This is a genomic window from Methanobrevibacter sp. UBA212 (genome assembly GCF_905233225.1).
Lineage (GTDB): Archaea > Methanobacteriota > Methanobacteria > Methanobacteriales > Methanobacteriaceae > Methanocatella.
Genome location: NZ_CAJODJ010000037.1, coordinates 1 through 23,842 on the forward strand (window position 1 = coordinate 1; position 23,842 = coordinate 23,842).

Annotated in this window: 22 protein-coding genes; 9 read left to right on the forward strand and 13 right to left on the reverse strand. The window is 34.9% G+C overall.

The features are described 5' to 3' along the window. Window positions 1-381 precede the first annotated feature (381 nt). Window positions 382-750, forward strand: coding sequence for a hypothetical protein (locus QZ138_RS09130; RefSeq protein ID WP_292888746.1), 369 nt, complete (start codon window positions 382-384; stop codon window positions 748-750). 92 nt (window positions 751-842) lie between these two features. Here the strand turns inward: QZ138_RS09130 and QZ138_RS09135 are convergent, their stop codons facing one another. From QZ138_RS09135 to QZ138_RS09145, 3 genes are read right to left on the reverse strand one after another with little or no spacing between them, the layout of a single operon-like run. Further along, window positions 843-3,779, reverse strand: a complete 2,937-nt coding sequence (locus QZ138_RS09135; RefSeq protein WP_292888747.1) for a DEAD/DEAH box helicase — start codon at window positions 3,777-3,779, stop codon at window positions 843-845. Window positions 3,780-3,784: 5 nt separating this feature from the next. Continuing rightward, window positions 3,785-3,934: a hypothetical protein gene (locus tag QZ138_RS09140; RefSeq protein WP_292888748.1), complete on the reverse strand. Its 150-nt coding sequence runs from the start codon at window positions 3,932-3,934 to the stop codon at window positions 3,785-3,787. A gap of 1 nt (window position 3,935) precedes the next feature. Then, complete coding sequence (locus tag QZ138_RS09145; protein WP_292888749.1) at window positions 3,936-4,328, reverse strand: (deoxy)nucleoside triphosphate pyrophosphohydrolase; 393 nt, start codon at window positions 4,326-4,328, stop codon at window positions 3,936-3,938. A 259-nt stretch (window positions 4,329-4,587) separates the two neighbouring features. Here QZ138_RS09145 and QZ138_RS09150 point away from each other — a divergent pair, with 259 nt between their 5' ends. The 3 genes from QZ138_RS09150 to QZ138_RS09160 are packed head-to-tail and all read left to right on the forward strand — an operon-like array spanning window position 4,588 to window position 5,817. Continuing rightward, the gene (locus QZ138_RS09150) at window positions 4,588-4,731 is read left to right on the forward strand and encodes a hypothetical protein (protein ID WP_292888750.1); all 144 of its coding nucleotides are present in this window, start codon (window positions 4,588-4,590) and stop codon (window positions 4,729-4,731) included. A gap of 16 nt (window positions 4,732-4,747) precedes the next feature. Further along, the gene (locus QZ138_RS09155; RefSeq protein ID WP_292888751.1) at window positions 4,748-4,990 is read left to right on the forward strand and encodes a hypothetical protein; all 243 of its coding nucleotides are present in this window, start codon (window positions 4,748-4,750) and stop codon (window positions 4,988-4,990) included. Window positions 4,991-5,007: 17 nt separating this feature from the next. Further along, complete coding sequence (locus tag QZ138_RS09160; RefSeq protein ID WP_292888752.1) at window positions 5,008-5,817, forward strand: hypothetical protein; 810 nt, start codon at window positions 5,008-5,010, stop codon at window positions 5,815-5,817. Window positions 5,818-5,927: 110 nt separating this feature from the next. Here QZ138_RS09160 and QZ138_RS09165 read toward each other — a convergent pair whose 3' ends face one another. Genes QZ138_RS09165 through QZ138_RS09190 form a run of 6 tightly spaced genes read right to left on the reverse strand, consistent with a single transcriptional unit; the run spans window position 5,928 to window position 13,899 of the window. Then, window positions 5,928-6,803 (reverse strand): hypothetical protein, encoded by an 876-nt coding sequence (locus QZ138_RS09165; RefSeq protein ID WP_292888753.1) that lies wholly within the window; start codon window positions 6,801-6,803, stop codon window positions 5,928-5,930. Next, on the reverse strand, window positions 6,803-8,839 hold the full coding sequence (locus QZ138_RS09170; protein ID WP_292888754.1) for a hypothetical protein: 2,037 nt from the start codon (window positions 8,837-8,839) through the stop codon (window positions 6,803-6,805). The genes QZ138_RS09165 and QZ138_RS09170 overlap by 1 nt, the downstream gene beginning before the upstream one ends. A 19-nt stretch (window positions 8,840-8,858) precedes the next feature. Beyond that, window positions 8,859-9,596 (reverse strand): hypothetical protein, encoded by a 738-nt coding sequence (locus QZ138_RS09175; protein ID WP_292888755.1) that lies wholly within the window; start codon window positions 9,594-9,596, stop codon window positions 8,859-8,861. A 17-nt stretch (window positions 9,597-9,613) separates the two neighbouring features. Next, window positions 9,614-11,593 (reverse strand): AAA family ATPase, encoded by a 1,980-nt coding sequence (locus QZ138_RS09180; protein WP_292888756.1) that lies wholly within the window; start codon window positions 11,591-11,593, stop codon window positions 9,614-9,616. 9 nt (window positions 11,594-11,602) lie between these two features. Beyond that, window positions 11,603-11,785 carry a hypothetical protein gene (locus tag QZ138_RS09185; RefSeq protein WP_292888757.1) on the reverse strand — a complete coding sequence of 61 codons (183 nt, stop codon included), beginning with the start codon at window positions 11,783-11,785 and terminating at the stop codon, window positions 11,603-11,605. Further along, entirely contained in the window at window positions 11,782-13,899 is a 2,118-nt protein-coding gene (locus QZ138_RS09190; RefSeq protein ID WP_292888758.1) for a DEAD/DEAH box helicase family protein, read from the reverse strand. Before QZ138_RS09190 ends, QZ138_RS09185 begins: the two co-directional genes overlap by 4 nt. A 573-nt stretch (window positions 13,900-14,472) precedes the next feature. Between QZ138_RS09190 and QZ138_RS09195 the strand changes: the two genes are divergently transcribed. After that, a complete protein-coding gene (locus tag QZ138_RS09195) occupies window positions 14,473-15,774 on the forward strand; it encodes a cobalamin-dependent protein (protein WP_292888759.1) in 1,302 nt (433 codons plus the stop codon). Between the two features lie 88 nt (window positions 15,775-15,862). After that, window positions 15,863-16,768, forward strand: a complete 906-nt coding sequence (locus tag QZ138_RS09200; protein ID WP_292888760.1) for an ADP-ribosylglycohydrolase family protein — start codon at window positions 15,863-15,865, stop codon at window positions 16,766-16,768. A 409-nt stretch (window positions 16,769-17,177) separates the two neighbouring features. Here QZ138_RS09200 and QZ138_RS09205 read toward each other — a convergent pair whose 3' ends face one another. From QZ138_RS09205 to QZ138_RS09215, 3 genes are all read right to left on the reverse strand, one after another. After that, window positions 17,178-20,072 carry a CAP domain-containing protein gene (locus QZ138_RS09205; protein WP_292888761.1) on the reverse strand — a complete coding sequence of 965 codons (2,895 nt, stop codon included), beginning with the start codon at window positions 20,070-20,072 and terminating at the stop codon, window positions 17,178-17,180. A 152-nt stretch (window positions 20,073-20,224) separates the two neighbouring features. Continuing rightward, on the reverse strand, window positions 20,225-20,695 hold the full coding sequence (locus QZ138_RS09210; protein ID WP_292888762.1) for a hypothetical protein: 471 nt from the start codon (window positions 20,693-20,695) through the stop codon (window positions 20,225-20,227). Window positions 20,696-20,703: 8 nt separating this feature from the next. Then, window positions 20,704-21,240 (reverse strand): hypothetical protein, encoded by a 537-nt coding sequence (locus tag QZ138_RS09215; protein ID WP_292888763.1) that lies wholly within the window; start codon window positions 21,238-21,240, stop codon window positions 20,704-20,706. Window positions 21,241-21,317: 77 nt separating this feature from the next. Between QZ138_RS09215 and QZ138_RS09220 the strand changes: the two genes are divergently transcribed. Genes QZ138_RS09220 through QZ138_RS09230 form a run of 3 tightly spaced genes read left to right on the forward strand, consistent with a single transcriptional unit; the run spans window position 21,318 to window position 23,567 of the window. Further along, complete coding sequence (locus tag QZ138_RS09220) at window positions 21,318-22,040, forward strand: zinc ribbon domain-containing protein (RefSeq protein ID WP_292888764.1); 723 nt, start codon at window positions 21,318-21,320, stop codon at window positions 22,038-22,040. A 10-nt stretch (window positions 22,041-22,050) separates the two neighbouring features. Beyond that, a complete protein-coding gene (locus QZ138_RS09225; RefSeq protein WP_292888765.1) occupies window positions 22,051-22,599 on the forward strand; it encodes a zinc ribbon domain-containing protein in 549 nt (182 codons plus the stop codon). 11 nt (window positions 22,600-22,610) lie between these two features. After that, window positions 22,611-23,567, forward strand: coding sequence for a zinc ribbon domain-containing protein (locus QZ138_RS09230; protein WP_292888766.1), 957 nt, complete (start codon window positions 22,611-22,613; stop codon window positions 23,565-23,567). Window positions 23,568-23,597: 30 nt separating this feature from the next. Here QZ138_RS09230 and QZ138_RS09235 read toward each other — a convergent pair whose 3' ends face one another. Beyond that, a complete protein-coding gene (locus tag QZ138_RS09235) occupies window positions 23,598-23,741 on the reverse strand; it encodes a hypothetical protein (protein WP_292888767.1) in 144 nt (47 codons plus the stop codon). Window positions 23,742-23,842: the final 101 nt, after the last annotated feature.

Consider the following 23,842-nt stretch of genomic DNA (forward strand, 5'->3'; position numbering starts at 1 on the left):
CAAAAACCTTAAGAAAAAAGGAACCTATAAGGCAACAGTAACCTTCAAAGGCGACAAATACTACAACAAAGTCACCAAGAAAGTTAAAATCACAATCAAATAAGGATTAAAAATCCTTATTTTTTTAATTTTTCTCTTTTTACTTATACACCATTTTTGGACATTTCCTAAAGAAAAATGACTCCTTCAAGTTAATTGCATCTTTGCCCAATTAAAATCAATGATTTAGTTATGCATTACATCTGATGAATTGAATATTCAATATTCTTTGAATGATTAGGGGTCGGGCGGACACCACATCTTCGACGTTGCTGGAGGTCGAATCAAAAAAGGACATATATCAGGATAAACATAATCTAATAACACAAAGGGGATGAAAACATGAACATGAAAACGAAGATAATGTTAATTGTGCTTTGCGTATTCATCGCAGGAATTGCAATGACTGCAGTAACCGGCGAACAGGTACAGTTCAAGAAATTCGAGGACAAGGGATACAAATGGGAAATCAATGAGAGCGAATGGAACCAGATGGTGAAGGATGCCAATGCCGAATACAGACATGCCGAAGCCCAGGGAAGGGCAATACCTATCGGATACTCACATCAGAAGAACGTGACAGTGACAAAGGATGGAATCGAATATAACCTAATCGCATTTGCCGTCAAAAATCACAAAAACGTTCGCTGTGAAGTTAGAGGCCTTCAGGAAGGATATCTTGTAGACTACGATACTGTAGCTGCGAAATGATTTGAGAATGAGGATTTAGTTCCTTATTCCCTATATTTTTATACCATCACCTGAATTGCATGACATTGAATATTGCTTGCAAATAAGGCCCGTCAGTCATTGACGAAATATGAATAAAGCTCGTCCTTGACTTCCACATCGATTTTGAAAGTGAAATTGACGATAGGCTGCTCCTTGTCGTTGATTGTACGGTAAAGCTGCTTGTGGTCAACCGGAGTTAATTTACCGATGTAGTAGAATTCAATTCCCTCGTCATTGTTTTTCTGGATGAAAAGCTCGATATCCAAATCAGTGTAATTGATTATCGGCTCCAGCTCAGGGGATGACACCTTCCTGTTGTTTCTGCTCATCCATGAGAAGCTTTGCCTTGTTATGAAGTGATCATTGTAGTTTATTGTCTCTGAGATGTCTTCGGATTTGTTGTAGGTTACAAAAATCGGACAGGTGTTGTACTTAACCTTATATCCGCCGATGTTCTGCCCGTTCATGTAGTAATCCCAGTTGAGGATTCTAAGGACGTCCTCACGTGAGTACTTTTCATACAATCTGAATTTAGCATCATTTCTGTAGAAATTGTCGTATTTGAAGAATGCGTATTTCAATGCATCATCGAAGTGACTTGAAAATGCGGGATTGGCCAGTGAATCGCTTAGGCTTTTGGATATCTCAAATCTGTAGTCCCTGCTGTTTTCCAAATCATCATATGCCTCAGGGCTAAAATCAAAGAAGAGGTTTTCGGGATTTTCAACAAGCTTTTCTATTGTGTTTGCCTGATAGCCTTCCCCTTTTTCCTTCCTGTAGAAGTTAAGGCTCAGGAAGTTTATTGCACCTCTGATTGATTCAAGCTGATTGTCCAGATTGAAATTATCCTTCAGGCATTCCTCGATTTGCCTGACGGTAAAGTACCTGTTGCACTTGAGGCATGCAAGGATTATAAGCTCATGTGGCCGGATTCCCTTCAGGAGTTTTTTGCTCATGAACTTGAGCGCATCGGCATTTCCGATTTCTCGGGAATAGTCCTCCTCGATTGCCAATAAAAAATCGTGGTATGTCGGAAAGTCCTTGTGGGAAAGTATCAGTTCGGGATTGAATTCTGCATTGATTGCAAAGTCATATAATGAAGGTATCCGTCCCAACTTGTATTTTAATTGAGCGTACTTTTCCTTAAACAGTGCCTTTCTTGAAAAGGAGGTGTTGTTGATTGACTCATATATGCGCTTTCGGGAAATCTCATCGAAGTTGATTGAAGATGCGCCGGGAATGATCTTGTTTCCCTCCATGAGATACTTCCGGATTTTGTCCTTGTCATAGGACCTGTCCCCCGAAAGGGCAATCGGAATCATGAAATTGTTTTTATAATTGCCGATAAAGTCTAAAATGACAACATACTCCTTGTTCTGGTATTTCCTAAGTCCCCTTCCCAACTGCTGGATGAAGATGATTGGAGACTCGGTCGGCCTTACAAGCAATACCTGATTGATTTCGGGAATGTCAACGCCCTCGTTGAAGATGTCCACAGTGAAGATGAACTCCAGTTTGTCTGGATTGTCGTCATTGGTGAGCCTGTCGATTGCATCTAAACGTTTTTCCTGTGAGTCATCGCCGCTTAGAAATACTGACGGATATCCTCTTTTGTTGAACTTATCTGCAAGAAGCTTGGCCTCACGCTTTCTTGAGCAGAACACCAATGCCTTTCTTCTCTCGCCGGAATATCCGTAAAACTCTGATTTTTCAATCAGGTAGCTTACGCGCTCATCGGATGCGAGAAGATTGAAGTCTGAAAAATCATCATCGACCGTTGAGTCCTCAAATTCAACGTCGGTTATTCCGAAATAATGAAACGGACATAAGAGGTCCTCATCCAAGGCTTCCTGAAGGCGGATTTCATGGGCGATGTTGTTGTCAAAAAGGTCGTAAATGTTAAAGCCGTCAGTCCTTTCGGGAGATGCAGTCATTCCAAGCAGGAATTTCGGCCTGAAGTAATTGACCACATTGATGTATGACAGAGCCCCCGCCTTGTGGCCCTCATCTATTATTATATAATCAAAGTAATCCCGAGGATATCTGGTGTAGACCTCCTCCTTGGACATTGTCTGAATGGTTGAAAACAGATAAGGCTTGTTGAAATCCTTGGAATTGCCCGAAAGCAGCCCGAACTTTTCATGGTCGCCGAACACATTCTGGTATGCTCTTATTGACTGCTTTAAAATCTGTTCACGATGAACGAGGAATAAAAATCTCTTGGGTTTGAAATCCCTAACTGCAAATGCCGAAGCATAGGTTTTTCCGGTACCTGTAGCCGAAACAAGGATAGCTCGATTTTCCCCATGACTTATCAGATTTCTGACGTTTTCCAGAAACTGCTCCTGCATATAGTTTGGAGTCAGTGCAATGTTTTTATCCTTCAGCTCCCTGGTTGTCTTTCTCAAATCCGTGAAAGCCTTTGATGCATGATAAACCTTCTCATAAATAGGCAAGGCATCTTTCAGCTCATCGGCCTCATCCCACAGCAGGTCAAATTCCCTAATGATGTCTGAAAGCATCTCGCCTTCGGCAAGGGACGTGAATTCGACATTCCACTCCTTGTTGACGCTCAGGGCATTCATTGTCATGTTTGAGCTGCCGACAATGCCCCTGTAGATGTTGCCCTTTTTGAAAATGTATCCCTTGGTGTGGAAGCCCTCATTTTCTTGAGAATAGAGCTTGACCTCGATATTATTGAATGAATCCAGTTTTTTAAGCGCTTCGGGTTCGGTGAAGGTGAGATAGTCGGTGGTGAGGATTTTTCCCCTAATGCCGTTGCTTTCAAGATATCTGAATTCCTCAAGAAGCGGAGTTATGCCTCCCATGGTGATGAAGGCAGAGGATATGATGAATTCGTCACAGTTTCTAAGCTCATCCCTCAGGGAGTTTATGACCTTTGAGTCACGGTTGTTGTACAAAAGCTTTGGCGTGAAATCTGCGCTGGAGCTGTTGTGCTGGTTTATGAATGCGGTTTTGGCTCCGTTGAGGATTTCATCGATGTTCATCTAATCTACTCGCTTTCAAGGTGTTTGATTAATTCCTGGAGTTTGTCTATTTGGATTTGGAATTCCTCTTCTCTTGGTGTTCCTTTGACTTTTTCCAATTTATTCTGGAGTTGTTCAAGCTTTGCTTTTGCCAGTTCCAATCTTTTGTCTGCCATTTCAATCCTCCATGGTCTCTTTTAGGTAATCGATAATTGTGAGGTCCGCAGGAATCCAATTTACATCGTTCAGTTCGTCTTTTGTAAGCCACCTGGCGTCGTTGTGTTCCAGAAGTTTCGGAGTTCCTTCAGTTATTTCCGCTTCAAAGCAGGACATTTTAAGATAAAAAGTAGGATACTGGTATTCAAGGTCCAGGGCGAATTTTATTGGTTTTATTGTGCAGTCAAGCTCTTCTTTGATTTCCCTTATGAGAGCTTCCTCTTTTGTTTCATCAGGTTCTATTTTGCCGCCTGGAAATTCCCACATGTTGATGAATTCGCCGTAGCCTCTCTTGGTTGCAAGGACCTGATTGTCCTTTTTGATAATGGCTGCGACTACGTTTAAAGTTTTCATGATTTAATATTTAGCAGCTTACGTTATAAATTTTATTTTTATATAACTTAAATTTAAGATAGAGAAATAATAATACTAATTAGAGAAAAATATTTAAATCTAAAAATATATCCATTTTAAGTTTTATTTTTAGAAATAAAAACATATAGTTAAAATTCTCAAAATTTACACTTCCTAAATTATATATATTATAATATGCATAATATAGTAACAAGTTATCATTAAAAACGATAATTAAAATGTTTGGGAGACAGATAACATGAACAAATCCACGAAGATGACATTAATTGTGTTATCTGTATTTATTGTGGGAATTACTATGGCAGTACTAGTTGCAGTACCTATTGACACAAAGACGTTCAAGGACAAAGGATACAGATGGGAAATCAAAGAGGACGAATAGAACCAGATGGTAAAAGATGCCGCTGATGACTACAGACATGCCGAAGCCCAGGGAAAGGGCTATCCCTATTGGATACTCACATCAAAAGAACCTGACAGTAACCAAGAACGGAATCGAATATGACGCAATCGCATTTGCAATTAAAAACCAAAGTATTCAATGCGAAGTAAGAGAACTTCAGATGGATATCCGACATCCTATAAGACCACAACTAGTAAATAATGAAAATATCCACCCAACATTTATTTTAAGTAATTGAAAGAACCAAGGTAAATTATGGAAACTAAAAAGATCATTATAATAGGAATTCTTCTGGTAATTATATGCATCCTATTTGGAGCCATATTTGGACTATTAACCAGCAATGTAGCTTATGAAAGAATTGAAATAACACCAAATGGAACAAGCATTGAAGTTCCAAGCGAAGATGCGAAATATGATGGGGAAATTAATAACACTGGGGCCAAAATGTGGACATTCAAGCAAGGAGCCCTAATGACATTCAACAGTGCCGAAGCGATAGATGCAAGAGGATTAAATGGATTGGGTGGAGCAGTAGGATTTAAAGATATAAAAGATATTGTGATAACCCACTTTGAAAAACAGGAGACAATTGACGGATTTACCGTATATACATTAAATGGAGAACAGTTAGGGATTAACGGCAGAGGCACAATGTACTGCATCATTACAGGCAATGACCAAACTCACGACAATATCCTCATAACTGTAGACAACAAGGATATAGCACTTCATATGGCCAAATCCATACAATACAAAACTGGAAACATTACTTCCAATACTACAACCTCAGATGGATACACAAATTCCAACAATTTGTCATCTGCACCAACAAATGCAAATAAAACCCCTTCAAACAATTTAGTAAAGCCCGACACTTCAACCAGTAGTGACGGATATGACAATACTTTCAGTGATGACGATATTTCTGAAATTTCATCCAGTACCAGTTCAGACAGTTCAAGTAGTTCAAGTAGTTCAAGTAGTTCAGATGTGGAAACATCAACAGATGATGCAAGCTCTTCATCAAGCAGTAGTTCTAATACTGGAACAAGCACGGGATAATGTTAATAAGGATTTTATTATATTCTAAAATATAATTAAATCCTAAAATTTTTTGTCAATTTAATTCCATATTTAAGATTTAGCAACAAAACCTTATAATATTAATAAACTTACACCCACAATTTAACATAGGTATTTTTATTAATTTTTGAAACCAAACCCAAATCTATTAATTGATTTAAATTATCTAAAACCTTCTCTTCCAAATCATCACCTCTCGATTTATAAGATAAGATACGTTTTTGAGACAATAATAAATCCAAAGTGAAAGTTTCACTTAAAGTATCTTCAATAGCATCAAAAACTAATTTATTCCAACCCTTTAAATTAGAAAATAATTCATCAAACTCCTCATCAGATAATTTTTCAATATTATCAATGTTAATTTCTTCAGTTGACTCTTCATCAACCGAGTCATCTAAAAGATCCTCATCTTCATTGAAAATTAAATCATCTTCATCATATAATTGATTAAATTTAGAATAATCCACTTCATTACCCATCATAATTTCCAATAAAATAAATTCTAAACTAATATCATTTCCAGATGAAAGTTCTTTGACAATTTCATCATATCCAACATATAATTCAATTTTTACAGATTTATTTCCTATTCCAGCAATTTTAAATCCATATTCCTTTTTACCAATAAAAACATTGATATAGTACTTCTTTAAGTTTAATTTATTAGCTAATGCCCTTTCCCTTAATTCATTATAATCTTCAAGAACAGGTTTTTTATTTTTACTAGGATCAACAATAATCTGTTCAATTGCATATTCAAAACTTCTATCATTACCCCCTGTAACGGCGTTTATTATATCTGAGTAGTAAAAGAATTTCTCTATTTTTATAAATCTAGAACCAATACCTGATATCTTAAATTTATATTCTTCACCGCCACTAGGAACTATGAAGAATTTTTGTTTCAAACTTCTTTTATTTATCATTGCAATTTGTCGTATCCCTTCAGCATTATAAGACATTAAATCACCTTTTTATAGTAATTACTACCTAAAATTTCAATTAAATTCAGTTCAGACAATTCATTTAAATTTTCAACAATTATTGATTCCAAACTTTCATCTTCAAATTGATATGCTTTAAAAATATCTAAGTTTTTTAAATCATCTAATGAAAAAACATTGCCTTCAATCTGATTAACTGCATTGAAAACTAATTTTTCCCATCCTTTAAGATCTTTCACAATCTCATTTAAATTTTTTGAATTAGAACTGCCTCGATCAACATTATTTTTAGAAATATAAGGTTTGAAATTTTCATTGGTTTTAAATTCTTTAGTTAACCAATCCACATGGTCATTAGCTTCATCATAAGAATTAAATTTGCCTAAAATATGTAATTGATTCTTAAATACCTTAACAATCCAATATTGATTATCATTAAAATAAATACAATCTTTATTCTTAATTCTAGATAAAACCCAGTCATTATCTACTAGTATACTCTTTATAAAAGTTGCATCATTTAATGTATCAAATTTCCCAAAAGTAGTATGTTTTCGATTTATTTGTTTATTAATTGTAAAATATTCTCCATATTTATAAATATTCGATCCATATTTACTTATATTTTTATTAGAAGAATTTTTAATAGATTTTTTATTATTTGAATTTGATGCTTTATTGATTGAAGAAAAATCCTTAATAGAATTATAAGAATTGAAAAAAGAAAAATTTTCATTATTTAAACTATTTTTCATATTAATTGTTTTTAAAAAAGATTGGTAATATTTAATATTTTCATTAGATAATTCTTCAACATTATTTTTTTGAAAAATTTCAATTAAAACATCTAGAAAATTATCATTTAAAGGAATTTTATTTATTTTTGGAAGTAATTTTTGTTTGATTTGAATATCAAAATATAATTCCCAATTATCCCAATTAAATTGTTTCCCCTCATATTTCCAGGATACCAACATAAATCTTAGAATATCTTTTATCGTCCTAAAACTTATATCCCAATCTTCTTTTAAAAATAAATTATTAATTAAAAGTAATTCTTGAGAAATTAAATCCCAAAGATTAGATTCTCCACACCAAATTTCTTTAAAAATATTCTTTAAATCAACAATGGATAAATTAAATAAATTTTCTGAAGCAAATTCTAAATAATTTAAATCCTTAAAATTAGGAAAATCATCAAATGAAGATTTTAAAAATTTTTTTACATTATCATTACTTAATTCAATTACATTTACTCTATCTATTACTAAATTTGAAAAATTAATATTATCTTCATTTGCAGTTAAGATTACAAATAAATTATTATTTTCAAGAATAGATGCATCAGAATTAATATAATCAAAAAAAGTTACTAAATTTTTCTCATAACATTCACAAATATTATCTATAATAATAAAATAATGGACATTGCTATGTTTTTTCGATTTATTTAAGAATTCCCCAATAGAAGAATCATATTTTTCTTTATTCAGCAAATATTTATTAAATAAAGAAAATTCCTCATTAAAATTTGGTATTTTCAAATAAGTTGAATCAGCATTCTTTTCCCCAATTTTAATCTTTAAATTAACATCCTGATTAGGATTCTCCTCATGCATTTTAAACAAATGATTTATTAAATGTTTATCATTGAATTTGAATCTAGGATCAATCTTAAAATATCCATGAGATTTGAAGGAATCATTTATTGTAAATTCGCAATCTTTTCCCTCAAATGGTAAAACTGGAAGAATTTGGGAGATAACCTCCCTCTTAAGATGCCATTCTTTATTAGAATAAGATTTCCCTAAAGAATTTACAGAATTAAGTATAATATCTTCACTATTCTCAATATATGATAAATATTCAGAAAATAATATTGGCAATATGGACTTGCCGCAACCAGATTTCCCTACTAAAAGAACAAAAGGACTGGATTTGATTGATAATAAATAATTTATAATAACATCACTATCAAAATAATACCCTTTGTCAAGTAAATAATCATAAAACGAATTAAAATCATTTTTAATAAAATCTACATTTGAATTCATAATACTCATTAAACAATTATTATTCAACAACCTCTTCAACAACTATATCATTCTTAATTCCTTGTACATCAAATTCATCAATCAATAGTTTTTCCATTCTTTTTAAAAAGTTGTGTTCATTCTCAAAATATAATTTTTCTAATTCTTGAATGCCTACAATTGCATATTTCTCAGCTATATCAAACATTTTATTGTTACTTAACAAAACTTCGATATATTCTTCTTCATATACTGCAATTGATTTGATGACATACCATGCATCTTCAGGAAAACTTGCAATTCTAACAAAACCATCAGTCGCCGTTGAGTTAACTCCTTTTAAACCTTGTTTCCCCTTTTTATTATATCCAAGCATCATTGCAATTAAAAAGAGTTCCATGTTAGAACTACCTTTTAAATCACCTTCACTTTTTTTAATTGATTCATAAATTTCACGATCGGCCTTTCTAATAAAAATTCTGTTCTTTACTACTTCATCATCAATGATTTTTATCAAATAATCATCCTGTTTAACTGACCAATATACCTTATCACGGATTAAAAACAATTCTTTTTTTATAATCTCATCGTCGATATTTGTAGGATTTTCTTCACACCACTGATCTCCACAGCAATATAAAATCTCCCATTTTTCTATTAAAGATTCATCATCAAAATCAATATCAGAACCTTCACCAAAAGTCATATCCTCTGAAAATTTAATATCAAATTTTCCATTAAATTCCCCATCACTAGTTACAATTTGGAAAAGTTTCATAAAAACACCTCTTAAATTCATTCTTTTAGTATTATTTTAGATTCAGTACCATTTTTTGTTTCATTCACTTCAATAACATACTCTTTACCAACATTTCCTATGATTCCTTCTCTAAATTTATCAGTATACTCTTCACCAGTTACTAAAAGTGCCACCTGATTGCCTTTAACATACTTAGGTAATGTTTTAGAGATATTTGTTTTCATTTCTTGGTCTAATCTGCCCATAGGAGTATCTATAATAAATGGCAATTCAAAACCAGAAATTGTATTTAATGCTGCTACAAAAGATAATGCAAGAACTAATTTCTCACCAGCAGATAAAATACCTGGAGATACTGATTCGCCAGTTATATCTTTAAGAGTGACATTATATGATTTATTGATATAAACACTTTCAAAATTATCTTTCCACATTAACTTCTTAAACTGATCTTCAGTTGCTTTTTGAACTTTTTTCCTAATATTTTCAGTTAAATCATCTTTTAATTTATCTACAATATTTATTGCAGACTCACAGAATTCATTATATTTTTTTAGTTTAAGCAATTGTTTATCTTTAACTCTTCTACCCCTCTCTTCAATTGCAATTTTTTCTAATTCCTCTTCAGCATCCCTGTAATCCCTTTCAGCATTGACTCTTCTTTCGATTTCTGCGTCTCTTTTTTTAGTATAATCTTTAATATCTTGTTCTAATTTTTTAATTAAAGGATGATTTATTTGACCATATTGGAATTCTTTTTCTTCAATATCATCTTCGACTTGGAATAACTCTTGTTTATCTTTACGAATTGCACCATTAAATTCATCACGCTTATCATTAAACATCTGAACAATGCCCATAGTGTCTTTTAAATCTTTTAAGGTTACATTAACCTCTTCAGATACATCAGTTATCTCAGAAGTGTCATTTTTGAGATCAACAATTCTTCTACGAGCGTCCAAGTCTTTTGATAAATCATGACCACAGATACATTTATTTGTATCCAACATGGATTCAAGGAATCCTTTTTTATATTGAGGAGGAATAAATCCTGCTTCTTCCAAATCTTCACCTAAATTACAAGTATATTTCATTGCAGAATAACTTAATATTAATGGAAAAGAACTGATCAAATATCCATTTTTCTTATCTTTAGTCTTATTTATAGACTCATTTAGATTATTTTCTCTAACTCTTAAATTTTTCAAATCATTTTCAAGTTGTTTAGCATCTTGATGATCGATTTGTTCTTTTTCTTTACGTTTCTTTTCTAATTCTCCTTCAATAATCCCCAATTGTGTGATTGCATCTTGTTTTTCTTTTAAAGCTTGTCTTTTTTTATTTTCAAATTTATTTTTCTTACCGACAATATCGCTTTCACCCTTATCCAATTTTCTAATTTGAGTATAATAATCATTTTTACGAGTTTCTAATCTTTCAGACACAGTGTTTAGTAAATTTAATTGAGATAATTCAGAAACAGATTCACTAATTGAAGATCCAGAATTTTCTTCAAAATAATCTTCTAATTTTTCACCATCAAAAAAGAAATACCCTTCAATAGCCTTGGGCATATTTTTTTCAATGAAAATATAAGGATGAGCTAACGGTTTATCATCAACACCATCAGAATAAAACACATCAAACTTCGAACCAAACGGATCTTGAACTAAAACATTATTTTTATCAGTATAACATCTTAAACTTCTTCTAAAAATAACCCTATTCTCATATTCATCTAACATTGATAATTCTACTTTTACAAAAAATTCATCATTAGGTCCAATTTCATTTTTTGCAATTAAATTATAAATAGGGCCTCCAGCAACAGTATCAGGTTTATGCAATTCATCTTCATATAAACACCAAGTGATAGCATTTAATAAATTTGTTTTACCTGCACCATTAGTTCCCTTGATAATAGTAAAATTTTTTTCTTTATCTAAACTAAAATCTATCTCAATAGGTCCTTTATATTGCCTAAAATTTTCAATTTTAATTGATTCAATAATCATGATCCTGCCTCATTTAGAATACTTTGATATTAAATTTTTATATTCTTTACCAATTGCTTGTTTACTATCTTGTGAACCGCTTTCATGCAATTCAAGTTCATAGTTAAGAGCATCTTCTAAGAATATTTTCATATTTTTGTCACAATCCAAATTTCTTATCTCCTTTACAATTTCTTTATTTAATTCCGTCATTTTAACACAACCTTATAATAATCATCGAGTAATTTAAAACATTCATTATAATTAATCGCATCATTTGCAAATTCGCGATATCTTAAAGACTCCTTTTGCATAATTTTTAATTCTAATTCTCTTTGACTTCTATCCAATCTCCTTATATGTTTTTCAGATAATGAAACAATCATATCATAAATAATCGCTAAATCTTTATCAGGATGTCTTCGCAATATTCTCCCTCTCCTTTGAATATATTCACGAGGATTAGAAGTACTGGCCATTATAATAGCAGTTTCAGCGGAAGGAACATCAACACCCTCATCTAAACATTTCATAGCAACTAATGCATGAATATTACCAATAGAAAAGTGATTCAATAAATTTATGCGCTCATCAATATGTTCTTCACCAGTGAATTTATGTTTACGAATTCCTACTTCATCTAAAATAGAACTAACCTTTTTTAATTGTTTTGTATCATGACAATAAACTAATAAATTTTTTAAATCTTCATTCTCTTTCTTAAGATTAGAAACAAGTTCTTGAAGAGCTACATATTTATTAGTTGCTTTATTTAAAACATTTTGACGTTTTTGAAGATTATTTCTAATGTCATTTTTAATTTTTAATTTATCCGCTTTATTACTCTTTAATTTACGATATAAAACTGAAACAATATAGGTATAATAACTATAATCTTCAAATTCCGAATCAGTTAACTCAACAAAAATTGGATGATATTCATATGGAGTTAAAAATGTCTTACCAGTATCAGGATTTATCCTTTTTAATGCATCAGATAATGAAAAACTATAAACAATATCCCCAAAGAATGAAAAAATAGCGTCATTACCTTCATCATCATACCATCTTTCCGGTGTTGCACTTAAACCCAATTTAAAATTATATAAAGAATTATCCAAAGCCAATTTTTGGTTGCTACTACCAATTCCATGAACTTCATCAACAATCAATAACGAATCAACATTAGCTTCTGAAATATAATCTCTAAAATAATCTTTAGATAATGTTTTATGAGTAGTTAAAATTACAATATTATTCAATTCTCCTACACTCAAATCTAACAGTTGATTTGAAATTTTTCTTTTCCAAGAATTGCTTGCTGAATATGCTTTAACAATTAAATCAACATCAAATTTTAAAACATCCTTTTTCCATTGATCAACCAAGTGAGAAGTAGGTGTTGAAATTACTATCAATAATGGCTTATGATTTTCAGAATATTCCATTAATAAACGATTCATACAACCTAAAGCGGTGAATGTTTTGCCGGTTCCTGTTGCCATTTCAAAAATACCAGATTTATTTGCATTAAACCAATTATTTATTGCTTCCTCCTGATAATCTCTTAACTTAAACTCTATTCCATCATCTTCATCTTCTTCATCATCCGCCTCTTTTTGTTCAAAAGGATTATCATGAATTTTAATATCCAAATGAGAATTAGGAGCTAATTTAATCAATTCGTTGTTTACAGCTTCTGGAAGGTCTACAATATCTAATCTTTTGGCTAAATTATCCCAATATTGATAAAAATTATATAAATCTTCATTAAGATATTCTTCTTGGCCAGAAATCCAACTCTTAAATACTTTAAATTCTTCAATATTATATTTCCATCCATAAGCCGTTTCATTATCTGATCCACTAAATGAAACCATATCCCCCAAAGAATCCATCAAAATTCCAATTTTTGAATGAAAAATGCCTTTATCTTCCTTAGGTATAGCAATTTTAATTTCAAGATTATTATTAGCTAACATAAAACCTAAAGCAGCAAGATTATCTTTAACAAAAGAATTTGATATATTATTTAAATCAATTAAAAATTTTTCTTCAATTAAATTTATTGGACTTGAATAAACTTCCTTTATTTTTTTCCAATCTTCTTCAGATAAAATAGCACTACAAATTAATTGCATTTTACCATCTTTTTTTATAAATTCCTCAAGTCCCTTCGCGGAAACTGCTAAAGAAGTAGATGAAAAAAATCCAGATAATCTTAAATATTTAACTGAATTAGATAAAACTGGAATATAAAACTCATTGAGGACATCATCATTGTCTGAATCATATTTAATTTTAATATCTAAATCTTTAAAACTCAACTTAACACCAAATAAATCAAATTAATACCTTACACATTTAAACACATCATTATAACTTAATAATATATATTTAGCTATTATAATATATATCTTACTAAAATAATCTTAATTAAGCTAATTACACATAATATTGAATTTTTTATAATATATTCAAAAATTAACAAAGAATTGATGAAATAAAACTTTTTTATAGCTTTTTAAAATAAAAATTGAGAAAGATCTGACTCTCAATAGATCAAAAAAAAATTGATCATAACGATCTCAATATTTATAAAAAATAATTATGAACTATCCCCTTTTTATTAAGAGATCATATCAATTATCAAAAATAAAATGATCAAAGCCAAGATCACTTCAAATAAATAATATACAATAAATTAAAAAAAATATTAATATTAGAAAAATATATTGTTCAGATTAATAACTAAAAATTATAAAATTTTTAAAAATTATTATAATTTAGTTCATTTAATAGAATTGATCTCATTTAGTAATGTATTAAAAAATAAAAGAAAAAGTTTAAAATGTTTAAAATTATAAAATAAATATATCTCAAAAGAGGGATATGATTTCATGAAAAAATTTACTGATTGGATAACTGAAGATACAAAAAAAGTTCTGCTAGTAGAACCTGACTTTCCAATCCCAAATAAAAGTAGAAACCACTCCAATTTTTTACCAATTGGGCTTTTAAAGATAGCTGCATATCTTAAAACTAAAAATATTAATGTTGAATTAATTCGATTTGAAGAAAATAAAAACGAAGATTACGGACAATCAACTTTAGATATTGAAAATAACAATGATGAATTTAAGCCCGATTTAATTTGTGTTACTTCAATTTTCACATATTGGTCAAAATATGTTAAAAATGCCGTATTTTATTACAAAAACAAATATAAAAGCGTTCCAATATTAGTAGGAGGTGTTTATGCATCATTAATGCCAGAACATTGTAAATCATATACCGGTTGTACCGACATCATCCAAGGCCCTATCCCTGAAGCAGAAAACTTAATTCCAGATTATAGTCTTGTAGATGTCGATTATCAAATTATTCACACAAGTAGAGGTTGTATTCGGAAATGTGGATTTTGTGGAACATATATTATCGAACCTGATTGGATTTGTAAAAAATCAATTAAAGATGAAATTATTAAAAAAAAATTAGTTTTCTATGATAACAATTTATTAGCCAATCAATACATAGAGGATATTCTTAACGAATTAATTGAATTAAAAAAAGAGAAAAAAATTAGTTATGTTGAATCACAATCCGGATTTGATGGAAGAATTTTAAGAAAAAAACCCTACTTAGCAAAAATGTTAAAAGATGCAGGGTTTAAAAATCCTAAAATTGCATGGGATTATGGTTTAGTTCAAGCTCCTAAAATCAAAGAACAAATTGATTTATTGATTGATGCAGGTTTTACAGCAAAAGAAATATCTATTTTTATGATTTACAATTATGAACCGAATTATGAAGAAATGGAAGAAAAAAGAGTAAAATGTGCTGAATGGGGAGTTCAAATAACAGATTGTCGTTATAGACCTCTTGATGCAACTTTTGATAATTATAGTTCTTTTAAAACAAAAGGTCAAACCTCTAAAGATTACTATATTCATGAAGAATGTGGTTGGACAGATGCAAAAGTGAGAAAATTTAGAAGAAACATCCGACGCCACAATATCTGTATGAGACACGAAGTTGATTATCATTCAACACTTTTAGAACGTAAAAAAATACCTCAAGATCAAGCTAAAAAATATCGTAATATGAATTATGAAGAAGTGAAAGAATTTTTACCAGATGCATGGAGCCCTTTAGAGTTTCACCCCTCCGATCAACAAGATTATTTTAAATTATCTGATTAAAAGGAGCCTCATGTTGAAAAAATATTATAATAAAAAAATATCCACAAAATAACAACCATTAATTACTATATACAACACACATAATACTATGAAAGTTAAAGATGGAATTATCGGTTTAGTAGTAGGAGACGCCTTAGGAGTTCCCGTAGAGTTTTCTGGAAGATATGATCGTAAAATTGACCCAGTTACTGACATGCGAGAATACGGAACCCATAAACAGCCTAAAGGAACATGGTCTGACGACTCCTCAATGACAATAGCTACAATGGCAAGTATCGTCAACAAAAACGGAATCAATTACGAGGACATAATGAATGAATTTATCAATTGGGCTTATGATAATAAATACACCAACAGCGATGACGGAAGGTTTGACATTGGAACCACCACAGGAAGATCATTGAGAAGATATGAACGCGGAACCCCTGCACTGGAATCCGGAGGCACAGGAGAGCGTGACAACGGAAACGGATCTTTAATGAGAATCCTGCCTTTGGCATTCATCCCGGACATCGATTACGATACAATCGAAAAGGTATCCTCCCTGACCCATGCCCATGAAATTTCAAGGATTGCCTGTGTATTGTATGTTGAGATTGCAAGGTCAATGCTTGAAAAAGACCTGGAAATCGCTGAGCATGTAAAATCCTCATGCGATAAAATAAAGGATTACTATAAGGATTGCCCTTCACTTAAAAAGTTCAATAAAATATTTAACAATGATTTGGACGATGTACGGGGAAGGACATTTGTTGTGGGTTCCTTGGAATGCGTAATCCATTGCCTTTTAAACACAGACAACTATGAGGATGCCGTTTTAAAAGCAGTCAATTTCGGCGAGGACACTGACACCACAGCTGCAATCTGCGGAGGACTTGCAGGAATCTATTACGGCTATGACTCAATACCAAAAGATTGGATCGATGAAATCAACAAAATCGATGAAGTCGAATCATTATGCGAGGATTATGAGACCTTTTGCAACGGAATTTAGGAATAAAGCTATTTCAAAAATAAGGATAAAATAAAAAGTAGGACATTACATTCTAAGTCCAACTCATCTGTAATTTCGGAGCACGGACAGTCCCATTCAAGAGACCACCTGACTTTAAAGCCTTTGAAACCCATCATTTTCATGGATGCGCATATCCAATCGTGGAATTGCCTTATGCTGCCACTAAGGCAAAACCCACAACAACTGCATAAAAACACAATAATGCCAGTATAATTTGTTTCATTATTACTCCCCCATTAATCGGTATTGTGCAATCACAAAGCACACTTACCATTAACTCTATTGAAAAGCGACTGCAAGTGCTTGCTTGCATCTTGAAAAACAAAACAAATGAGTATGAATTGCTTAAAGCAATAAAAAAAAGAATTGTGTAGATGAATATGTTCATCTACCTGAATCTGATTTTAACTGTCTTTGAGGCCTTGAGATAGTACTTGTTTCCGGCAAAGGTGATTTTTGCCTTGAATGTTCCCTTCTTTGAAAGCTTTATCTTGAATGTTGCAACGCCTTTTGCGTTGGTTGTTGCCCTGAATGTCTTGCCCTTTATCTTAAGGACCACTCTGACCTTGCCGATCGGGTTTTTGGCGGACTTAAGGGTTATTGAATATTTCTTGGCTTTAGCCTTGGCCTTGAATGTCTTTTTCTTGGCGGTTATCTTGACAGCCTTCTTGACTGTCTTTGGAGCATTGTCATTGCCCGGAGGTATGAGAGGGTCATTTCCTGAAGGTTTTTGAGGAGGAACATAATCTGAAATGTAGTCGCCTGACACGTCCTTTCCGTTTTCAATGACGGTTGTGTTTGATGCCTTCACGTTTCCTGAAAATGTTCTGCCGTCTGCGCAGTCGTTGCCTGCAAATGTGGAACCGGCCACATCAACGTTTTTCGCATTGACTGCGGCAGATTCGGAATCTGCATAATTTCCCGTAAAGTCACAGCCCCGAATGTATGCATCCCCTGTAACCTTCATCGCACCGTTTTTGCCTGCGTGATTTGCTGTGAAGGTGGAGTCTGTGAGCGTAACGTCGCCCCATGTGGACATGACTCCTCCCTCGTTTGCTGCTGAGTTGTTTTTAAAGCTTGAATTTGAAATCTCGGCTCCAAGTGAGCTTATGAAAACGCCGCCGTCCTTGTGGGAGGTGTTGTTTTCAAAGACTGAATCCCTGATGTAGACCCTGCCGAATTGCTTGCCGTTTGTAAATATCACTCCGCCGTAGAGGCCCGCATCACACCCGGCAAACACCGAACGGGTGACGCTGACGCTTCCTGTGGTGTAGATTGCACCTGCATGGGATGATGCGTCATCGTTTGTGAACGCTGAATCGGTTACTGTGACGTTTCCGGAATCTGAAAAAATCGCCCCGCCGGCACTGGCGGCGTTGTCAGCAAATCGGGAGCCTGAAACCATGACATTTCCATTGCCAGTAAATATTGCCGCTCCGGTTTCGGCCCGATTGTCCCTGAATGCTGCGTCAATTACCGTGAGGTTGGAATCACCGGCATATATCGCTCCACCTTCTCCTATCGAGCATCCGCCAACAAGCGTGATGTTTCTTATGATTATGTCGTTTCCGGTTATAAAGAATATCCTTGTCCTGTTTTTGGCATTGATTGTGTGTCCGTTTCCGTTTATCACCACACCACTTGCGTTTATGAGTATTGTCTGGGTTGCTGTGAGGTCCCTGTCGATATTCACTTCTCCATTGTCGTGTGTTGCGTTTTTAAAAATGAGAGAGTATTCGTCATCCTCAACATTTCCGTTGCCGTACATATACTTCGGCGAGTATTTCTGGAGGTTTGTGTTGTTAGTGTAGTTTGAATTTTCACTGTTGAGTGTTCCCTGGGCATAGACCGCCCCTGCAAGGCTTCCTGCCCTGTTGGCAACAAAAGAGGATTGCTTGACTATGACTGCCATCTCCCCAAACACTGCCCCTCCATTCAGCTGGGCGCTGTTGTTGATGAATGTGGAAGAGTGAATGTGAACCTGGGTTTGGGCCTCATATATCGCACCGCCACGGGCAGATGCAGTGTTGTTTATGAATGTGCAGTTGAAAAGCTGAAAGAATCCCAGTGACAATATTGCCCCGCCGTTATCTGATGCCCCGTTGAGCAAACGGAGGTTTTTCAGTGTTGAATCCGGAACGATCTGGAATATCCTTGCCAGTCCCCCGGCATCGATGCTGTGACCCTGACCGTCAATTGTCACGCTGTCTGTGATGATGATTCCATCCTTAAAGTCGCTGTCTGTGACCTCATCGAATGTGTAGTCCTTTTGCAATCTGACATTCTTGCCGCCCATCTTGATGAGGGTGTTGAGGTAGGTAAATGTCGGTGAAGAACTCGCATCGCCTGTTGTGTTGACCATGTCTGTTTTGTTAACGGCAATGTAGTTGCTGTCCCCTTCATATATCATTTCAACATCATATGATCCTGCATCCAATCCGTAAATGGTGATATCGGCCTTTCCCTGAAACACCGCCTTTCTCATGACCTCATGTCCGCTTATGTTGATGGCGAAATATCCGGAGGCATATTTCGGAAGCTCAATCTTGAATCTTGGATTTGCAGTGTTGTTGGCCTCAATGGCAAATACGTTGGATGAGTCAAATGCTGCCGGATTGTACCTGCATGCGAAATTCTGCACCCAGTATGTGACGCCGCCCATCCTGTATCCTGCAATTCCCACACAGTTGAATCGGGAATCAAGCATGTTTCTTCTGTGGCCCTGATCTTTATATGGCTCATCAGTTTCCTTCCATGCCTCGGTGACGCCTGCAGCCGTGTAATATCCTGCCGCAATGTTTTCACCCATTTCCACCAGGCCTTCGGGAAATGCAGTGAAGAAGTATGTTCCGTCCGGACGGAAATGGTCATAGACCTGGCTGATTTCCTTAGCCCTTATCCTGGCGGTCTGCTCAAGTTCAGCGTCCCTCACAAGAGGTATTGGCCATAGCGTATCGTTTGTGTTGAAGAATGTCCTTGTGGAATCGTCCTGATTCCATTGCCATACTCCCTCCTCACATCTAAACTCATTCAGGCAGTCATATGCCTCTGATGCATCGACAAACTCTCCATCGTCTGCCAACACATCCCCTTCACAAATCTCAACCACATCATTGTCCCCGCTGTCCTGAAGCGGTTCTGAATAATTGTCCGCAACCGATTGAACCTGACCGGAGGAATTGCCCACATCAGCTGCCAGCGAGTCGCCGGCATCCTGGGAAGCTGAAGCAATCCCCACACACAGAAGCAATATTGCGCTAAAAACTAAAAATTTCCTTATCAATATTAACACCTGATTGATACTTTATCGGTTGGAATATATATATTACACTGGAGTGTGAAAAAATGCAGTCAAAATCAAAAAAAGAGAATGTTGCGCTTTTATAAATTTGACTCTAAAATAAAAAAAGATGGTGGAATATCTGACTATCCCACCTATTTGAAATCAACTGATTTACCCATTTTCTTAATCAGATCCATATCTTTACCCATAATTATCACAGATTCACTGCCAGAACTGGTTCCAACCATAGCAAAATGTGTATCATCAATCTTTTTAGGCTCAAGTATTGTTAAGTTACCTTCCTGAGATTCATAGCATTCATCCAAATCAGGCATACCAGATTCGAACATGGACTGATAAAAGAATTCAGATGAATTTTCAGAATTCACTGGAGTATCCATATACATTATAGCCAAATTTTCATTCCCATATACTAAATAAACCACATCCAGCCCATCTTCATGGTAGCTCATATTCTGTTTTTGAAAATGGGCATTTTTAGGTATTTTCATTGAAAAGTAATCCTTAAAATTATGATCTTTGAGCTCGGCCGCATCAACGCTTCCCATGGCCAATACTGCTGCGAAAAATATTATAAACAAACAAATCCATTTTTTATCCATAATTTCACCTATTCATAAAATTCAACTGTGTTTATCATTGATTTGGTCAGATTCAAATCATTTCCTGAAACTCCAACAATCATGTGCCCCCTTTGAAGAATAATTGATTCCTTAAACTCTGAATCTTCAGGAGTTTTAGCCATTTTACCGCTATTTTTAATAAAATGACCAATTATCAAATCCCCATCAAATTCAAATGTGGCATTTCCTGAAGAGTTGCTTATATTAACCATAGTATCGATAAACTCATGAGTGATAATAGGAGAATTTGAATATGCAACCTGAATTTCATTATTTCTATCAAAATAGGTATATCCCTGACCAAACATCATATCTTCACTTTTATTCCACTGCTTTAAAAATTTAACATCCTTCGGAACGGCCATCTTGAATTCGGAATTGAAATCATACATTTTCATCCCTTCCGGAACCGATCCTTTTTCAGCTGACAGATTATTGCCAGTAAGCATATAGGCCAGTCCTGCAACCAATGCTATGATGACAATAACCAATCCGACAATTATTATCTTATGACTTTTTTCCATCTTATCACCATTATTACCATATTGTCCTCAAAATAATATAAACTATTAACAACATACACTTATCTAGAGGTTAAAACATGGAGGAATACTGTAAGAATTGCGGTGCCAAAGTCACACCTGATGAGGATTTCTGCCCTGATTGCGGCTCAAAAATTGAACGAAACACAATCACATGCGAGAACTGCGGTGCAAGTATTAAAAAAGGCATGAAATTCTGTACTGCATGCGGTAATCCTACAGGGAAATCTGTCAATTTCTGCCCTGGCTGCGGAAGGAAGCTGGATCAGGGAGAGGATTATTGCAGCGAATGCGGCACCCATACAAACGACACTAAAAACGAGAGTTTCATTAAGAAAAACCAGAAGGTGATTGTAGCAGCAGTTATGGTGGTCGTCATTTTGATAGTCGTGTCTTTAGTGGCCATGATAGGCACCACCCCTGAGGCAGAGCCCCAGAATGTGGAGGTCGGCTCGACCAATTTCATAATTCCGGGAGATTATCAGATAGACCCTTCCTCAATTGATGTTGACTACAAATATCAGAGTGCCACCTTTGCGAAGGGATGGGTCAATTCCAATGGAGATACAATCTATATAGGTACCTTAACCGTCCCGTATGGCGTTGATGCCCAGGATGTGCTTTCTTCAGAGGGAGGCAGCCACAAAAGCATGATAGGATATGACGGATACTACACTGAAGAAGACGGATTCTATAACTTCGCATTTGAAACCGGAGGATACATCTGCGTGGTTACCGTTTCTAACCCTCAGACATTTGATAATATAACCTGTTTGGGATAGGAGCGAATTTATGATGGAGTATTGCGAAAACTGTGGAGCGAAGCTTGAAGATAAAAGCAGATTTTGCCCAAAATGCGGACATGCACTTGCGGTAAATGCTGATGATGGACGCTTTGCAGACAAATCCAGAATTGCCATAGTCACTCTGGTCATCATCATTATGACTCTTGCACTGTTCATTGCTGTGCCCATAATTACAGACCTCACTGCCGGAAGCCAGCACGTATTCGTTGGAACCGCTGAGTTCAAGATACCCGATTATTTTGAATATGATGAGAAGGCATCCAACAAGACCATTGATGAAAGAATCACCCACAAGGACTGGAGGCATGGTGACGAACACATTGAAATAGCCGTATCCCAGTTTGAATCAGGTGCCGATATCGATAAGGTTCTGGTAAACCTTGGAGGATACAAGGAGGAAAAATACAACATCAGAGGACACCACTACCATTTCCAGGATGGCGAGGAATGCTTTGCATATGATGCTGGTGAAAACAGGATGATTTCAATAATCGTATCTGATGCCAAACTGTTCGATAAGATAGAAGTATTATAGGAGGAAAAAATATGGATTGTCCCAAATGTGGAGAGAAAAACAGCGAAAACGCAAAATTCTGCAAACAATGTGGAGAACTTTTAAATGATAATGAAAATTCACCAAAGACAGACAACAAAAACAAAATCATCATTGCTGCACTGATAGCCGTAATCGCCATATTGGCTGTGGGCATACTCTTTGGAGGAGGATTGTTTAAAAGCGAGGTCCCCCTTCAGAGCATGGATTTCGAAGTGTTTACGATGGACGTTCCTGTCGGCGCTGACTTCAAGGAATTCACATCCATTCCGGCATTCGGAAATATCGGAGGGCTCGTCTATCTGCAGAACAACGGCTCATATTCCAGTGAAGTCAGTGTGCTTGGAGTATCAAAAATGGGCGGATCAGTGCCTGATGAAATGAAATTTGACCGTGAGGAGGGCAACATTACAATATTCAAGGATGATACCGGACTATACCTCACCAACCTCAACAAGGATGACTTCAGCTTCAGCCTGATGGGAAGAGACCCCGACACCATGGTCAAGATGCTGAATACAATAGACATAACCGATTCAAAGGCCTTGTCTTCCGATGATTCAAAAACTCAGGAAACCTCATCAACAAAGACAACACAGGCCCAGGCTCCTGCCCCTAAGACAACTTCGATGTCAATCCTTGGAGGAAGCTTTTCCACAGGCTCCGAGCTTGAGGACAAGACCTATGCAAGCATCTATGTCGGAGCAAATCATGCAGGTGAAAGCGTGCAGCTCCAGATCTGGTATTCAAGGGACGGATCAACACTTAATCATGGAAATATGGTTCCTGTGACAGTGGATTCCTCAGGATATCTTGATGTGTCAAGTGCGGATTCCTATTCCAAGTTTCCTGACTTTGCTGAAATCAATCTGTATGACGGTTCAGGCTCCAAGCTGCTCGATACAAGGTCGGTCAGCCTCAGCCCTACAAGCGGAACTCAGAACTTTTAGGCAGCAAACACAGCTGCCCTTTTTTTAATTTTAATATTTAAAAAATAGGACATTCCCATTCAAGAGATTGCCTGACTTTGAAGCCTTTGAAACATCATCATTTTCATGGATGCCTATAGCCAATCGTGGAATTGCCTTATGCTGCCACCAAGGCAAAACCCACAGCAACTGCATAGAAACACAATAATGCCAGTATAATTTGTTTCATTATTACTCCCCCATTAATCGGTATTGTGCAATCACAAAGCACACTTACCATTAACTCTATTGAAAAG

Coding starts and splice junctions, on each gene's coding strand:
- QZ138_RS09130 (WP_292888746.1), top strand. CDS start 382: ATGAACATGAAAACGAAGATAATGTTAATTGTGCTTTGCGTATTCATC.
- QZ138_RS09135 (WP_292888747.1), bottom strand. CDS start 3,779: ATGAACATCGATGAAATCCTCAACGGAGCCAAAACCGCATTCATAAAC.
- QZ138_RS09140 (WP_292888748.1), bottom strand. CDS start 3,934: ATGGCAGACAAAAGATTGGAACTGGCAAAAGCAAAGCTTGAACAACTC.
- QZ138_RS09145 (WP_292888749.1), bottom strand. CDS start 4,328: ATGAAAACTTTAAACGTAGTCGCAGCCATTATCAAAAAGGACAATCAG.
- QZ138_RS09150 (WP_292888750.1), top strand. CDS start 4,588: ATGAACAAATCCACGAAGATGACATTAATTGTGTTATCTGTATTTATT.
- QZ138_RS09155 (WP_292888751.1), top strand. CDS start 4,748: ATGCCGCTGATGACTACAGACATGCCGAAGCCCAGGGAAAGGGCTATC.
- QZ138_RS09160 (WP_292888752.1), top strand. CDS start 5,008: ATGGAAACTAAAAAGATCATTATAATAGGAATTCTTCTGGTAATTATA.
- QZ138_RS09165 (WP_292888753.1), bottom strand. CDS start 6,803: ATGTCTTATAATGCTGAAGGGATACGACAAATTGCAATGATAAATAAA.
- QZ138_RS09170 (WP_292888754.1), bottom strand. CDS start 8,839: ATGAATTCAAATGTAGATTTTATTAAAAATGATTTTAATTCGTTTTAT.
- QZ138_RS09175 (WP_292888755.1), bottom strand. CDS start 9,596: ATGAAACTTTTCCAAATTGTAACTAGTGATGGGGAATTTAATGGAAAA.
- QZ138_RS09180 (WP_292888756.1), bottom strand. CDS start 11,593: ATGATTATTGAATCAATTAAAATTGAAAATTTTAGGCAATATAAAGGA.
- QZ138_RS09185 (WP_292888757.1), bottom strand. CDS start 11,785: ATGACGGAATTAAATAAAGAAATTGTAAAGGAGATAAGAAATTTGGAT.
- QZ138_RS09195 (WP_292888759.1), top strand. CDS start 14,473: ATGAAAAAATTTACTGATTGGATAACTGAAGATACAAAAAAAGTTCTG.
- QZ138_RS09200 (WP_292888760.1), top strand. CDS start 15,863: ATGAAAGTTAAAGATGGAATTATCGGTTTAGTAGTAGGAGACGCCTTA.
- QZ138_RS09210 (WP_292888762.1), bottom strand. CDS start 20,695: ATGGATAAAAAATGGATTTGTTTGTTTATAATATTTTTCGCAGCAGTA.
- QZ138_RS09215 (WP_292888763.1), bottom strand. CDS start 21,240: ATGGAAAAAAGTCATAAGATAATAATTGTCGGATTGGTTATTGTCATC.
- QZ138_RS09220 (WP_292888764.1), top strand. CDS start 21,318: ATGGAGGAATACTGTAAGAATTGCGGTGCCAAAGTCACACCTGATGAG.
- QZ138_RS09225 (WP_292888765.1), top strand. CDS start 22,051: ATGATGGAGTATTGCGAAAACTGTGGAGCGAAGCTTGAAGATAAAAGC.
- QZ138_RS09230 (WP_292888766.1), top strand. CDS start 22,611: ATGGATTGTCCCAAATGTGGAGAGAAAAACAGCGAAAACGCAAAATTC.
- QZ138_RS09235 (WP_292888767.1), bottom strand. CDS start 23,741: ATGCAGTTGCTGTGGGTTTTGCCTTGGTGGCAGCATAAGGCAATTCCA.